We start from the raw sequence: 14,467 nt of genomic DNA on the forward strand, positions 1-14,467 counted from the left end.
TCCGTGCTTCTTGGCGCGAAGGTGCCACTGTGTCGCAGCCCCGCCACGCGGCCTTTTGCCTCAGTCCCGCCCACTTTGGTTTTTCGCAATGGCGTCAAGGTGATCCACAAGCATGTCACCCGTTGTCCGGTTCAGCTGCGCGCCTGCCGGACGCGGTCTGGCAACCCCATCCAGGATCTCCAGCGGGCTGGGGACATGGATCTTGACGCCAGGTCCCACCGGGGCGCGGGTCTGCTTGGACAGTTCGACCAGAATCACGCCCGCGACCAGCACGCGGCTGATCCGCGCGCCCGTGCGTTCCCAGAACTGCGCGCTGCGCAGCCAGAACCGGCGATCCGAGGGCGGGATATAGATGGCCGAGCCGCTCCATTCCGGCATCAGGCCGGCGGCGCGCATCTGCGACGTCAGCTGGCCCGTGGTATAGGACCGGCCAAAGCCGAAGGGCGTGCGGTCGGTCGCCGCCCACAGCCCCGCACGGTTCGGCACGATCATCATCATCCGCCCCCCCGGCCCCAGGCAGCGCCATGCCTCGGCCAGCAATTCGCGGGGATGCCCGCTGGTTTCCAGCCCGTGCAGCATGACCAGGCGGTCGATGCTGCCGGTTTCGATCGGCCAAGCGGTCTCATCGCACAGGACGCTGTGATTGGGCATGGCCGCGGGCCAGGCCATCACGCCCTGCGGTCCGGGCATCAGGGCCGTCACCCGCCGCGCCCGCGACAAATAGGGCCGCAACATCGGCGCCGCAAAGCCGAAGCCCGCGACCGTCATGCCGCTGCAACCTTCGGGGGACCACCGCGTTGTCAGGCGGTCGCGCAGGATCCGCTGCACGACCCGCCCCAAAGACCGCTGATAATAGAAGCGTCGCAGCTGGTGGATGTCATGGTGCATTGTGCGGGCGTCCGGCTTTTGTCAGGGTCAGGTGAACACACGCGAAGGGATTTGCCAATGCCGCTGGAACTGGTCACGCTGCGCTGTCTGCGCGACAATTATGCCTATCTGCTGCACGGTCCGGAAGGCACCATCCTGATCGATGCCCCCGAGGCCTTGCCGATCCTGACCGAACTGGAGGCCCGCGGCTGGGGGCTGGACGCGATCCTGCTGACCCATCACCATGACGACCATATCCAGGGCGTCGCCGCGATCGTCGCCAAGACCGGTGCCCAGGTCATCGGCGCGGCTGCCGACGCGCATCGCCTGCCGCATCTGGACCGCCAGGTCCGCCCCGGGGAAGATCTGGACCTGCTGGGCCAGCAGATCCGCGTCATCGACGTGTCGGGTCACACGGTCGGCCATGTGGCCTTCCATTTCCCGCAGACGGGCCACGCCTTCACCGCCGACAGCCTGATGGCCATGGGCTGCGGACGCCTGTTCGAGGGCGATCCGGCGATGATGTGGGACAGCCTGACGCGGCTGGCCGCCCTGCCGGATGATACGCTGATCTGTTCGGGTCATGACTACTGCGCGGCCAACGGTGCTTTCGCGCTGTCGGTCGACCCCGACAATGCCGATCTGCAGCAGCGCCTGTCCGACATCCAGGAATCGCGCATGCCTTGCGCACCGGCGACACTGGCCTTGGAAAAGGCCACGAATCCCTTCCTGCGGGTCAATGCGCTGCGCGGGTCCTTGGGAATGCAGGGATCGGACGATGCGCAGGTCTTTGCGCGGCTGCGTCAGATGAAGGACGAATTCTAAGCCCATCGCCCTTCTGCGCCAAGACGGAATGACGCATGCCGGGCACCGCGCTTGAAAAGAACGGGCAGCGATATCACATCTGCCTCAACCGTGGGAAAAACTTGGCATCTTTTTCAAAAAGGGCTTGATGCCGACCGGATTCCACCAAATCTTAACTGTATCGTGACAGTCTGGGCCGGTGGGCCGCCTATGGGCCCATACCGCCAGCCGACTGACAGGAGACGATCGTGCCAAGTTTCTCGACCTCTTTGGAACAGGCGATTCACCAGGCTCTTGCGCTGGCGAACGAACACCGCCACGAACTTGCAACGCTGGAGCATCTGCTGCTGGCCCTGACCGAGGAACCCGACGCGGTCAAGGTCATGCGGGCCTGCAACGTCGATCTGGACGAATTGCGCAAGTCGTTGACCGAGTTCATCGAAGATGACCTGTCCACCCTCATCACCGACGTCGAAGGTTCGGAAGCCGTGCCGACGGCGGCATTCCAGCGCGTGATCCAGCGCGCGGCCATTCATGTCCAAAGCTCGGGCCGTCAGGAAGTGACGGGCGCCAACGTGCTGGTCGCGATCTTTGCCGAACGCGAATCCAACGCGGCCTATTTCCTGCAGGAACTGGACATGACCCGCTATGACGCGGTCAACTTCATCGCGCATGGCGTGGCGAAGAACCCGTCCTTCAACGAACCCCGCAAGGTGGCGGGATCGGATGATCCCATCGACCACGAAAAGGCCGAGGAAGCACCCGAGGCCAAGGATGAAACCGCCCTTGGCAAATATTGCGTCGACCTGAACGTCAAATCCCGCAAGGGCGATGTCGATCCCCTGATCGGCCGCGATTCCGAGGTCGAGCGTGCCATTCAGGTCCTGTGCCGCCGCCGCAAGAACAACCCGCTGCTGGTGGGCGATCCGGGCGTGGGCAAGACGGCCATCGCCGAAGGCCTGGCCCTGAAGATCACCCGTGGGGAAATCCCCGACGTGCTGGCGGGCGCGACCATCTTCTCGCTGGATATGGGCGCCCTCCTGGCAGGCACCCGCTATCGCGGTGATTTCGAGGAGCGGCTGAAGGCCGTCGTCAAGGAACTGGAGGCGCATCCCGACGCGATCCTCTTCATCGACGAGATCCACACCGTGATCGGTGCGGGCGCCACGTCGGGCGGGGCCATGGATGCGTCGAACCTGCTGAAACCCGCATTGGCGGGCGGCAAGCTGCGCTGCATGGGGTCGACCACCTACAAGGAATACCGCCAGCATTTCGAAAAGGACCGCGCCCTGTCGCGCAGGTTCCAGAAGATCGACGTGAACGAGCCTTCGGTTCCGGATGCCATCAAGATCCTGATGGGTCTGAAGCCGCATTTCGAAAAGCACCACGACCTGCGCTATACCAATGACGCGATCAAGTCGGCGGTGGAACTGGCCGCGCGGTATATCAACGACCGCAAGCTGCCCGACAGCGCCATCGACATCATCGACGAAGCCGGTGCCGCCCAGCATCTGGTCGCCGAAAGCAAGCGCCGCAAGACCATCAGCCCCAAGGAGGTCGAAGCCGTCGTCGCCAAGATCGCCCGCATTCCCCCCAAGAATGTCAGCAAGAACGACGCCGAGGTCCTGCGCGACCTGGAAACCTCGCTCAAGCGGGTGGTCTTCGGGCAGGATACGGCCATCACCACGCTATCCTCTGCCATCAAGCTGGCGCGGGCTGGCTTGCGCGAACCCGAAAAGCCCATCGGCAACTATCTCTTTGCCGGGCCGACGGGCGTCGGCAAGACCGAGGTCGCCAAGCAACTGGCCTCGACCCTCGGCGTCGAACTGCTGCGCTTCGACATGTCGGAATACATGGAGAAGCACGCCGTCAGCCGCCTGATCGGCGCGCCTCCGGGCTATGTCGGTTTCGACCAGGGCGGTCTTCTGACCGATGGCGTCGATCAGCACCCCCATTGCGTGCTGCTGCTGGACGAGATCGAAAAAGCGCATCCGGATGTCTTCAACATCCTGCTGCAGATCATGGATGCGGGCCGACTGACTGACCATAATGGACGCCAGGTCGATTTCCGCAACGTGATCCTGATCATGACCTCGAACGCAGGGGCCGCCGATCAGGCCAAGGCTGCCATCGGCTTTGGTCGCGACCGCCGCGAGGGCGAGGATACCGCCGCCATCGAACGGACTTTCACGCCCGAGTTCCGCAACCGCCTGGATGCGATCATCAGCTTTGCCCCGCTTGGCCGCGAAGTCGTCATTCACGTGGTCGAAAAGTTCATCCTGCAACTGGAAGCCCAGCTGATGGACCGCAACGTCCATATCGAGCTGACGCCCCAAGCCGCAGATTGGCTGGCGGAACGTGGTTACGACGACCGGATGGGCGCCCGCCCGCTTGGCCGCGTGATCCAAGAGCATATCAAGAAGCCCTTGGCCGAAGAACTGCTGTTCGGGCGCCTGACCAAGGGCGGCTTCGTCCGGGTCAAGATCGAGGACGACAAGCCCGCCTTCGACATCACCGGCCCCGAGGCGCCCCGCATCGGCAAATCCAAGACCCCGCTGCTGACCGCGGAATAATCCGGAAACGCCCCGCCCCTCCAAAGGGCGGGGCGGTTTCTATGCGACATCCGCGACGGGTGGCAAAAGCGCGGGCGACCCCTTCGATGGGGGTCGTCCGCGCTTCGCGTTCAGATCAGGCGCGCCGGGATCAAACCACGCAGGGCATTGCCGCAAAACAGGCGACCCTCGGTCAGATCCCCGGGCATCAGGATTTCTTCACGGGCCATGCCGCTGGCCAACAGTTCGGCCCGCAGCACGCCGGGCAGCAGACCGCATGCGACCGGCGGGGTCAGCATCCGCCCGTCGCGCAGCAGAAACAGGTTGGTGATGCTGCCTTCGCAGACCTGCCCTTCGCCATTCAGCAAAATGACCTCATCCGCCCCATCCGGCATTTCGGCCCGCGCCGCATCATAGACCCCGCGGGCCGAGCTTTTGATCCCCAGCCAAGGATCCCCCGCCCGCAGCCGCTGATCCGCGATCGCCACCCGCCATTCCGATGGCGATTCGGGGGCTGGCGCGTGGGTGACATTGATCGCCCCGCCCGCATCCACCACCATCCGAACGCGCAGGGCCTGCCCTTGGGGCAGCGACTGCAAGGCTGCACTGGCCGCATCGGCATCAAAGGAAAAACCCACTGCCGCGCAGCCACGTTCCAGCCGCGCCAGATGCAGCGGCCAGCGCCGGATCGTCCCGTCGGGTTCGGCGCGCATGGTCTCGAACAGGGTCAGCCCTTGGGGGACAGGTTCAGGAATGCGGCTTTGCACAGGGCTTCCTCCCATTCGGATCCGGTTTCGCTGTCATGGACGATGCCGCCCCCGACATTCAGACGCAACCGGTCGGGCGCGATCATCCAGGGGGACCGGATCGCCACGTTGAAGCGCATCGGCCCGGCCGGATCGACCCAGCCGATCGCCCCGCAATAGACCTCGCGCGCGGCGGCCTCCAGTTCCGCAATGATCTGCATCGACCGGATCTTGGGCGCCCCGGTGATCGACCCGCAGGGAAACAGCGCCCCCAGCACCTGCGCCAGCCCGACTCCGGGGGCCAGCTGTCCTTCCACCGTCGAAACCATCTGATGCAGCGTCGCGTAATGTTCGATATGGAACAGCTGCGGCACGCGCACGCTGCCGGGGCGGCAGATGCGGCTGATGTCGTTGCGCAGCAGATCGACGATCATCAGGTTCTCGGCCCGGTTCTTTTCCGATGCGGCCAGCCCGGCGGCGGCGGCGGCGTCCTCTGCCGGCGTCGCCCCACGCGCGGCGGTGCCCTTCATGGGGCGCGTGCGGATGACGCCCTGATCGTCGATGGCAAAGAACAGTTCGGGGCTGCGGGACAGGATCTGCGGGCCGCCCAGATCGACGAAGGCCCCTTCGGGAACGGATTGGCGCGCCGCAAGGGCGGCATAGATCTGCAAGGGATCGCCCGCGACCTCCGCCTCCATCGGGAAGGTCAGGTTGATCTGATAGGTGTCGCCCGCCGCGATGTAATCATGCACGGCGGCGATGGCCGCATCATATCGCGCCCTGTCCCACAGGGGTCGTGCCGGACCGATGCCGACGCCTGCGGGATCGGGCAAGGGATCGGCGGGGCGGGGCCGGTCGAAAACCCCCATCAGAATCAACGGCATCTGGCGGTCCGCGGGCATCAGGGGCGCCAGCCGCGGCGACATCGCATGTCCCAGCTCATAGGACAGATAGCCCGCCAGCCACGCGCCCCGGTCCTGCGCGGCCTGCATCGCCGCCAGCGCCGGACCGACGCCCGCGATGCTGTCGGCGCGGATCACCGTCTGCGGGGCGATGAAATCGGTCCCACCGCCAAGCGGGCCGTGATCGAAGCGGACCCGACCGCTCACTTGGCGGCCTTGGCCTTGGCGGCCAGATCGCGGGCGATGGCAAAGGCGCCCTTGATGCGGTCGGCGTCCGAACTCCAGGTGCGACCCACGAAGATCTTGTTGTCGGTCACCTTGGCCTGCCCGTTCTGGTCGGTCAGGAATTCCACCAGACCGGCTGGGTTCGGGAAGCGGTCCTGATGGAACTGGATCGTGGCCCCTTTCGGCCCCGCATCCAGCCGCGCGATATTGGCGCGCTTGGCCATCGCCTTGATGCGGATGACCAGCAGCAGGGTGTTCACCTCGCGCGGAAGCGTTCCGAAGCGGTCGATCAGTTCGGCGGCAAAGCCCTCCAGCTCGACCTTGGTGGTCAGTTCGGCCAGGCGACGATAAAGGCCAAGCCGCACGTCCAGATCGGGGACGAAGCTTTCGGGAATGGTGACCGGCACGCCCAGGTTCAGCTGGGGCGCCCATTCGTCATCAGGCGTGCCCTCGATCTCGCCCGATTTCAGCTTGGCGATCGTTTCCTCCAGCATGGCCTGGTACAGCTCGAACCCGACCTCCTTGATATGGCCGGATTGTTCCTCGCCCAGAAGGTTGCCCGCGCCGCGCAGGTCCAGATCCTGGCTGGCCAGGTTGAACCCCGCCCCAAGGCTGTCGATCGAGCCCAGGAACTTCAGCCGCCGCATTGCCTGCGGGGTCAGCGGGCTGCGCGGTTTCGTCGTCAGATAGCAATAGGCACGGGTCTTGGACCGCCCGACCCGTCCCCGGATCTGGTACAGTTGCGACAGGCCGAACATGTCGGACCGCCAGACGACCATGGTGTTGGCCGTCGGGATGTCCAACCCGCTTTCCACGATGGTCGTGGCGACCAGCACATCATGGCTGCCGTCATAGAACGCGTTCATCCGCTGATCCAGATCGCCCGCCGCCAGCTGGCCATGGGCGACGATATAGGTCACCTCGGGCATGTTCTCGGTCAGCCAATGTTCGACATCGGGCAGATCGGTCAGGCGCGGCACGACGAAGAAGCTTTGCCCGCCGCGATATTTCTCGCGCAGCAGGGCCTCGCGGATCGAGACGCTGTCGAATTCGCTGACATAGGTGCGGATCGCCAGGCGGTCGACGGGGGGCGTGCCGATCACCGACAGGTCGCGCACGCCGGTCAGCGACAGCTGCAGGGTGCGCGGAATGGGGGTGGCGGTCAGCGTCAGGACGTGGATGTCGCTGCGCAGTTCCTTCAGGCGTTCCTTGTGGGCGACGCCGAAATGCTGCTCCTCGTCGATGACCAGCAGGCCCAGGTTCTTGAACCGCACCTGTTTGGCCAGAACCGCATGGGTGCCCACCACGATATCGACGCTGCCATCGGCCAGACCGGCGCGGGTGGCGCTGGCATCCTTGGCGCTGACGAAACGCGACAGGGGGCGGACATTGATGGCTGTGCCGCGGAAGCGTTCGGCAAAGCTGCGGTAATGCTGGCGCGCCAGCAGGGTGGTCGGCGCCACGACCGCGACCTGCATTCCCTGGCTGGCGGCGATGAAGGCGGCGCGCATGGCGACCTCGGTCTTGCCGAAACCCACGTCGCCCACGACCAGACGGTCCATGGGGCGGCCTGCGGCCAGGTCCTCCTGCACGTCCTCGATGGCGGCGGCCTGATCGTCGGTTTCGCTATAGGGGAAGCGGGCGGCGAATTGCTGCCATTCGTGCTCCTCGGGCTCCAGCACGGGGGCGGGTCGCAGCAGGCGTTCGGCGGCGATGCGCATCAGCTTGTCCGCGATCAGTTTGATGCGTTCCTTGAGCCGCGCCTTGCGGGCCTGCCATGCGCCACCGCCCAGCTTGTCCAGCAGGCCCTCTTCGTGGCCGTAGCGCGACAGCAGTTCGATGTTTTCCACCGGCAGATACAGCCGGTCGCCGCCCGCATATTCCAGCGCCACGCAGTCATGCGGCACACCGGCGGCGGTGATCGTCTCGATCCCGGTATAGCGCCCGATCCCGTGTTCGACATGCACGATCAGGTCGCCCGGCGAGAGGGTCTGGGTGTCCTTCAGGAAATTGTCGGCCTTGCGCCGCTTCTTGGCGCCCCGGATCATCCGGTCGCCCAAGACATCCTGTTCCGAGATCACCGCGATATCGCCAAGTGCCTGCCCCTTGGCCACGAACCCCTCGTCCAGCGGCCAGACGGTCAGGCCCAGGGCGCCCTTGCGGTCGGGCAGATCGCGCAGATCGACGATGGACAGGGCATCGGTCAGCCCCTCGTCCTTCAAAAGCCCCGCCAGCCGTTCGCGCGCCCCGTCCGAGAAGCTGGCCAGAACCACGCGGTGATCCTTGCGCAGCGCCTTGATGTGATCGGCCAGCGCGCCGAACAGGTTGATCGATTCCGCCTGGCGTTCGGGGGCGAAATTGCGCCCCGCCCGGCCGCCCGCATCCAGCACGCCCGGTCCGGGGGGCTGGTTCAGGACCGACAGGCGCAGCACCCGGTGCGGCGACAGCCATTCGTTCCATTCGGCATCGGTCGGGAACATCGCATCCGGCGGCACGGGCTTGTAGACGGTGTCGCTGCGACCCTTGGCCTTCATGGCGGCGCAGCGGGCCTCGAACTGTTCGCGGATCATCGTGCGGCGGGCGTCGACCACCTGGCCCACATGACCGTCCAGCACGACCGAGGCACCGGGCATGTAGTCGAACAGGCTCTCCATCCGTTCGTGGAACCAGGGCAGCCAATGTTCCATGCCGCTGGTCTTGGCCCCGGCGCTGACGCTTTCATACAGCGGATCGCTGGTGCCAAGCCCGTATTCGGCGCGATAATTCTGGCGGAAGCGGGTAATGGCCTCCTCGTCCAGGATCACCTCGGACATGGGGGCCAGCTCGATCCGGGTCAGCTTTTCGGTGGTGCGCTGCGTGACCGCGTCGAAACGCCGCGCCCCGTCCAGTACGTCGCCGAACAGGTCCAGCCGGATCGGGCCGCTTTCACCGGGGGGAAAGATGTCGATGATGCCGCCGCGGATGGCGTAATCGCCCGGCTCGGTCACGGTGGGGCTTTGCACAAAGCCCATGCGGACCAGAAACCGGCGCAGCGCCTCGTCGTCGATGCGGTCGCCGACGCGGGCGGTAAAGGCCGTGGCCCGCACCAGGTCGCGCGGCGGCACGCGCTGCAGCACCGCATTCAGCGAAGTCAGCAGCACGAAGGGTCCCTTGACGGCACCCTGCGCCAGCGCCGCCAGCGTGGCCATGCGCGCCGCCTGGATCTCTGGCGCGGGAGAGACGCGGTCATAGGGCGTCGTGTCCCATGCGGGGAAATCCAGAACGACCAATTGCGGGGCCATGAAGGCAAGCGCCGCACGGGTGGCGGCCATGCGCCGGTCGTCGCGGGCCACATGGATCACGGGCGCGCCGCGATTGTCGGGCCGCGCGGCTTCGCGGGCGATCAGCGCCGCATCGTAACCTTCGGGGGCGCCGGAAAGGATCAACTGCTGGGACATGGATGCTCAGGTATATTGCGGGGGCGTGAAGTCAAGCGGATCGGGGCATGGTCCATCACAGGCCGTTGGGATGCAAAAGCGCCCATGCCGATCCCCAAAGAACCGTGGTCAGGACCGAGACCATCGACAGGACGGTGATCCAACGGCGGTGCCATGTCATCATGCGGGCGGCGTCGCGCGCGGCCTTGTCGGGGGGGATCTGCGCCAGCTGGGCGGCATCGACCAGGGGCGTCACGCGGCGGGCCAGTCGCACCCGCATCCAGAACAGCAGCCAGAACGGCATCAGCAGCAGGAACATCGCCTGCGCCAGCTCCAGCCAGAAGACAAAGCCCAGAACCGCCAGCGAGGTCAGCCCGAACGAGGTCAGGCCCAGAAAGACCGCGCCCTCGGTCGTGCCAAGCCGCCAGCGCGGCAGCACCAACGACAGCCAGTCCAGCAGCGTCAGCACCGACGGGTCGTCGCCCTGCCCCGCCGCCAGCGCCGCACGCGCGCGCGCCACCACGTCCGACGGGATGCCCATGATGCTGCGCCCGGTGGCCGACCACATGCCGACAAGTGCCAGCCAATACCAGATCGTCATGAATGAGCGGCTGTCCAGAAACCCGATCAGGCTGTTGACTTGCGGCACGAGCAGTTCCTTGTCCTTGGCTGCGCGTGACCTTAGATCGGGTTTCAACCAAGGGAAAGCCGCCCGGTTGTCCCACCCCAAAAGGCAGGAGCCTCCGCATGGCCAACCCGATCATCGCCCCCTTCCCCGCCGGCCGTCTGCGCCGCCTGCGCCGCAGTGCCAACATCCGCGCCATGGTGTCCGAGGTGAACCTGACGCCCGCCAACCTGATCTGGCCGATCTTCGTGACCGAAGTGCAGGGCGCCGAGGGCGAGATCGCCTCGATGCCCGGCGTGGACCGCCTGACCATCGACGGCGTCAAGCGCGCCGCCGAACGCGCGGCGCGGCTGAACATCCCCGCCATCTGCATCTTTCCCCATTCCGACAGCGACCTGCGGACCGAAGGCTGCGAACGCGCCTGGGACCCCGACAACATCGGCAACCAGGCCATCCGCGCCGTCAAGGAAACCGTGCCCGAACTGGTCGTGATGACCGACATCGCGCTGGACCCCTATAACGCCAATGGCCATGACGGGCTGGTCGTGAACGGGGAAATCCTGAACGACGAGACCATCGAGGCGCTGGTGCGCATGGCGCTGGTCCAGGCCGAATGCGGGGCCGACATCCTGGGGCCAAGCGACATGATGGACGGGCGCATCGCGGCGCTGCGCGGCGCGCTGGAACGGGCGGGCCACAAGAACACCGCCATTCTGTCCTATGCGGCGAAATTTGCCAGTGCCTATTACGGACCGTTCCGCGACGCGGTGGGGGCCTCGGGGCGGCTGGTCGGCGACAAGAAGACCTATCAGATCAACCCCGCCAACCGCGGCGAGGCGATCCGCTGCGTCGCCCGCGACCTGGCCGAGGGCGCTGACATGGTCATGGTCAAACCCGGCATGCCCTATCTGGACATCTGCCGCGCGGTGAAGGACGAATTCGGCGCGCCCACCTTCGCCTATCAGGTCAGCGGCGAATACGCGATGATCGAGGGCGCGATCCGCAACGGCTGGCTGTCGCGCGACGTGATGGTGGAAAGCCTGCTGGCCTTCCGGCGCGCGGGTTGCGACGGGGTTCTCAGCTATTTCGCGCCCACCGTGGCCGAGATGCTGGCGTGACCTTGCCCGGTCGCGTATCCTTTGCGCCAATCGGGGCAGGATAAGCCCCCGCATATCGTGAACGAGGGCGACACATGAGCATTTCCACCAAGCTGTCCCGCCGGACCCTTCTGGCATCGGGCGGCGCGGCCCTGCTGGCCGCGGGCTGCACCAACGCGGTCGGGACCAACGGGCCGGCGCAACTGGACGGGCGGGTCGACCAGACCCATCAATACCTGGTCTCGACCTATCCCGCCTCGGCGCCGCTGCTGCAGAATGCGCGCGGCGTCCTTTACATGCCGCTGATGACGGAAGCGGCGCTTGGCGTCGGCGGGGCCTATGGCCAGGGCGCGCTGCGCATCGGCGGGCAGACCGTCGATTACTACAGCGCGACGCGTGCCACGGTGGGATTTCAGGCCGGTGCCCAGCAATATGCCCATGTGCTGATCTTCCAGACCGACCAGGCGCTGGCGGCCTTCCGCGCCGCGCCCGGCTGGGTCGCGGGGGCGGGCGCCTTTTATGCGGTGCCGGCAGGCGGCATGGCGGTCGGGGCCGACACGTTCAGCGCCCAGTTCCCGGTCGTCGCGATGATCTTCGGCCAGTCGGGCCTGATCGCCGGGGCGGCGATCGAGGGCACGAAATACAACCGCATCATCCCCTCGACCCTGCCCGAGATCAGTTTCGGCAATCTTGGCCTGCCGCCCATGGGCATGCCCGGCTGAGACCCGTCAGGCCGAGGTCAGATGCCGCAGGCCGTGCGTGACATCCGCGCGCACGGCCAGCCGCAGGGCGGGCTCATCGCCCGCCCGCAACGCGGCCAGGATCATCCGGTGATGGCGGGGCGGTTCGTTCCGCTTCACCCTCCCGTACAGCGCCCGCATCGTCGGCCCCAGCTGCAGCCAGATGGTTTCCAGCATCGCCAGCATCGCGGGGGCCTGCGCGCGCAAATACAGCATCCGGTGGAAATCCAGGTTGCAGCGGATATAGCCCACCGCATCATGACGTTCGACCGCATCCGCGATCCGACCGTTCATGGTCGCCAGCCGGTCGATCAGCGCGAAATGCGCCCGGGGCAGTGCGCGGGCGGCCAGCTCGGGCTCGATCAGGGCGCGCAGGGCGGCCAGTTCCTCGATCCGCTCATCCGACAAGGCAGGCGTCGCCACCCGGCCCGACCCGGACAGGGTCAGCGCGCCTTCGGCCACCAGGCGGCGCACGGCCTCGCGCGCGGGGGTCATCGACAGATGATGTTCCGCCGCCAGCCCGCGCAGGGTCAGCGCCTTGCCGGGCGGCAGTTCGCCCAGCATGATCTGGCTGCGCAGGGCGCGATACAGCCGTTCATGGGCTGCGGTTTCGGTGGGGCGGGATATGCTCATGCCCCCGTTTGTGATCACATCGACGGCGCGCGTCAATCGCGGAATTGCCACAGCATCAGGTCGCCGCCATGGGCCTTCAACCAAGCGCGATGCGGCGCGTGATCGGGCATCAGGTCACGGACCTGCGCCCAGAAGCGCGTCGAATGGTCCATATGCGCCAGATGCGCGACCTCATGCGCGGCGACATAGGTCAGGACGGATGCCGGGGCCATGGCCAGCCGCCACGAAAACATCAGCCGCCCATCATGGGTGCAGCTGCCCCATCGCGATCGCGTGTCACGCAGGGCGATCGCGCGATAGGGGCGCCCCAGTGCCGCCGAAAAACCGTCGCAGGCCGGACGCAGCCGCGCCAGCGCCACCTGCCGCAACCATGCGGCCACGACCACGCCCGCCGGACGCCCCTGCGGCACCAGCAGGTCATCGCCCTGGACCTGCACCTGCCGGATGGCGGCCGGGGTGATCCGCAGGGTCCGCCCCTCGACCGGGATCTGCGCGCCATGCGCGGCAACCTGGCGCCCGGGCACGCGCAACGCTGCCTGCTGCAGCCATCCCTGGCGCGATTCCGCGAAATCCACCCCCTGGTCCAGCGGTACGCGCAGGGGCAGCGTCAGGATGGGGCCGGTTCCGTCCTGCGGGACGCGCAAGGTCATCCGCCGCGCCCGCGCCGAGCGTCGCAAGCGCAACTGTGATCCGTCCGAAAGGGTGATCCGCTGATCCATGCTTGCCTTGCCTGCCCCGGCCTGCCAGATAAAGCCTTTGACACATCCCGGCCTCTATGGCAGGGGCCATCCCGATTTCCCCTAATCGCGGCTGAAGGAGAATACCATGCCCAAAGAGGAATGGGGCACCAAACGCCTGTGCCCGCATTGCGCCACCCGTTTCTACGACCTGAAGGCCGATCCGATGGTCTGCCCGGCCTGCAACAACCAGTTCACGTTGGACAGCCTGACCGACAGCCGCGGCAAATCCGTGACGCCCGAAAAGAACCAGGCGCGCGGCAACACCCAGACCACCACGGATGACGACGAGGATATCGACGACGATTCGAACGATCTCGACGACGATCTGCTGGAAGACGACGATGACGATGGCGACGTGTCGCTGGACGAAATCGCCGACGTCGCCAACGACGACGAAGACTGATCCCCCGGGGCCGCGCGACACAGCGCGGCCCTTTCTTTCACCCTTGGAGAACACAGAATGCCGTTCAAAGGTCTTGGCGCATACCAGCAGCAGATGCTGGGCGTTCTGCGCATCGTGTCCGCACTGATCTTCTTTGCCCATGGCACCCAGAAGCTGTTGGGCTTTCCCGCCAGCGACATGAACCCTGCGGTGATGTCCCTGCCCTGGATCGCGGGCGTCCTGGAACTGGTCGGCGGCGCGCTGCTGATCCTGGGGCTGTTCACCCGCCCCGTGGCCTTCGTGCTGTCGGGCCTGATGGCGGCCGCCTATTGGATCGCCCATGCACCGCAAAGCCCCTTCCCGGCGCTGAACGGCGGGGATGCGGCGATCCTCTATTGCTTCGTGTTCCTGTATTTCGTCTTTGCGGGACCCGGCGCCTTCAGCGTCGACCGCGCCACCAACCGCGAGGCATGATGCCTGCCTGAACAAGGCCTTCGGGCCTTGTTTTCCCAACGCTTTACGCGCGTTTGCCCCTGATCGGAGGGGGGCGGCGAAAAAATCCTGCAAGCCGTCTTTTTTCCGCTTGCACCCCTCCGCGCCCACCCTTATAGACCCCCTCACAGCCAAGGCGCCAGGCGCCGAAGCAGACAAGACGTGGGGCCATAGCTCAGTTGGTAGAGCGCTTGCATGGCATGCAAGAGGTCAGGGGTTCGACTCCCCTTGGCTCCACCAAAAACC

At 66.2% G+C, this 14,467-nt stretch carries 13 protein-coding genes and 1 tRNA gene; 7 read left to right on the forward strand and 7 right to left on the reverse strand.

Features of this window, described 5'->3' with window-relative positions; genetic code table 11:
* Window positions 1-60: 60 nt before the first annotated feature.
* Window positions 61-888, reverse strand: a complete 828-nt coding sequence (locus tag IE00_RS02105) for a methyltransferase domain-containing protein (protein ID WP_072295384.1) — start codon at window positions 886-888, stop codon at window positions 61-63.
* 57 nt (window positions 889-945) lie between these two features.
* Between IE00_RS02105 and gloB the strand changes: the two genes are divergently transcribed.
* Complete coding sequence (gene gloB, locus IE00_RS02110; protein WP_072295385.1) at window positions 946-1,692, forward strand: hydroxyacylglutathione hydrolase; 747 nt, start codon at window positions 946-948, stop codon at window positions 1,690-1,692.
* 227 nt (window positions 1,693-1,919) lie between these two features.
* Window positions 1,920-4,244 (forward strand): ATP-dependent Clp protease ATP-binding subunit ClpA, encoded by a 2,325-nt coding sequence (clpA, locus tag IE00_RS02115; RefSeq protein WP_072295386.1) that lies wholly within the window; start codon window positions 1,920-1,922, stop codon window positions 4,242-4,244.
* Between the two features lie 110 nt (window positions 4,245-4,354).
* Here clpA and IE00_RS02120 read toward each other — a convergent pair whose 3' ends face one another.
* Genes IE00_RS02120 through IE00_RS02135 form a run of 4 tightly spaced genes read right to left on the reverse strand, consistent with a single transcriptional unit; the run spans window position 4,355 to window position 10,161 of the window.
* Window positions 4,355-4,990 carry an aminotransferase class IV family protein gene (locus tag IE00_RS02120; RefSeq protein WP_240493766.1) on the reverse strand — a complete coding sequence of 212 codons (636 nt, stop codon included), beginning with the start codon at window positions 4,988-4,990 and terminating at the stop codon, window positions 4,355-4,357.
* The gene (locus tag IE00_RS02125) at window positions 4,951-6,078 is read right to left on the reverse strand and encodes an aminodeoxychorismate synthase component I (RefSeq protein ID WP_072295388.1); all 1,128 of its coding nucleotides are present in this window, start codon (window positions 6,076-6,078) and stop codon (window positions 4,951-4,953) included. The genes IE00_RS02120 and IE00_RS02125 overlap by 40 nt, the downstream gene beginning before the upstream one ends.
* Window positions 6,075-9,533: a transcription-repair coupling factor gene (mfd, locus tag IE00_RS02130; protein ID WP_072295389.1), complete on the reverse strand. Its 3,459-nt coding sequence runs from the start codon at window positions 9,531-9,533 to the stop codon at window positions 6,075-6,077. The genes IE00_RS02125 and mfd overlap by 4 nt, the downstream gene beginning before the upstream one ends.
* A gap of 55 nt (window positions 9,534-9,588) precedes the next feature.
* Window positions 9,589-10,161 carry a hypothetical protein gene (locus IE00_RS02135; protein WP_072295390.1) on the reverse strand — a complete coding sequence of 191 codons (573 nt, stop codon included), beginning with the start codon at window positions 10,159-10,161 and terminating at the stop codon, window positions 9,589-9,591.
* 98 nt (window positions 10,162-10,259) lie between these two features.
* Between IE00_RS02135 and hemB the strand changes: the two genes are divergently transcribed.
* Both hemB and IE00_RS02145 read left to right on the forward strand, forming a co-directional pair.
* Window positions 10,260-11,255: a porphobilinogen synthase gene (gene hemB, locus IE00_RS02140; RefSeq protein WP_072295391.1), complete on the forward strand. Its 996-nt coding sequence runs from the start codon at window positions 10,260-10,262 to the stop codon at window positions 11,253-11,255.
* A 74-nt stretch (window positions 11,256-11,329) separates the two neighbouring features.
* A complete protein-coding gene (locus IE00_RS02145; protein ID WP_072295392.1) occupies window positions 11,330-11,956 on the forward strand; it encodes a YSC84-related protein in 627 nt (208 codons plus the stop codon).
* Between the two features lie 6 nt (window positions 11,957-11,962).
* Here IE00_RS02145 and IE00_RS02150 read toward each other — a convergent pair whose 3' ends face one another.
* Entirely contained in the window at window positions 11,963-12,607 is a 645-nt protein-coding gene (locus IE00_RS02150) for a GntR family transcriptional regulator (RefSeq protein ID WP_072295644.1), read from the reverse strand.
* A 32-nt stretch (window positions 12,608-12,639) separates the two neighbouring features.
* Entirely contained in the window at window positions 12,640-13,257 is a 618-nt protein-coding gene (locus IE00_RS02155; RefSeq protein WP_240493767.1) for a M48 family metallopeptidase, read from the reverse strand.
* Between the two features lie 175 nt (window positions 13,258-13,432).
* Here IE00_RS02155 and IE00_RS02160 point away from each other — a divergent pair, with 175 nt between their 5' ends.
* The 3 genes from IE00_RS02160 to IE00_RS02170 all read left to right on the forward strand — a co-directional run bounded on the left by IE00_RS02160 (window position 13,433) and on the right by IE00_RS02170 (window position 14,461).
* Window positions 13,433-13,750: a TIGR02300 family protein gene (locus IE00_RS02160; protein ID WP_072295393.1), complete on the forward strand. Its 318-nt coding sequence runs from the start codon at window positions 13,433-13,435 to the stop codon at window positions 13,748-13,750.
* Window positions 13,751-13,807: 57 nt separating this feature from the next.
* Window positions 13,808-14,203, forward strand: coding sequence for a DoxX family protein (locus tag IE00_RS02165; protein ID WP_072295394.1), 396 nt, complete (start codon window positions 13,808-13,810; stop codon window positions 14,201-14,203).
* A 182-nt stretch (window positions 14,204-14,385) separates the two neighbouring features.
* A tRNA-Ala gene (locus IE00_RS02170) sits at window positions 14,386-14,461 on the forward strand.
* The last annotated feature ends 6 nt before the right edge of the window (window positions 14,462-14,467 follow it).

Origin of the sequence: Paracoccus sp. SM22M-07, assembly GCF_001887735.1 — a bacterium.
GTDB lineage: Bacteria > Pseudomonadota > Alphaproteobacteria > Rhodobacterales > Rhodobacteraceae > Paracoccus.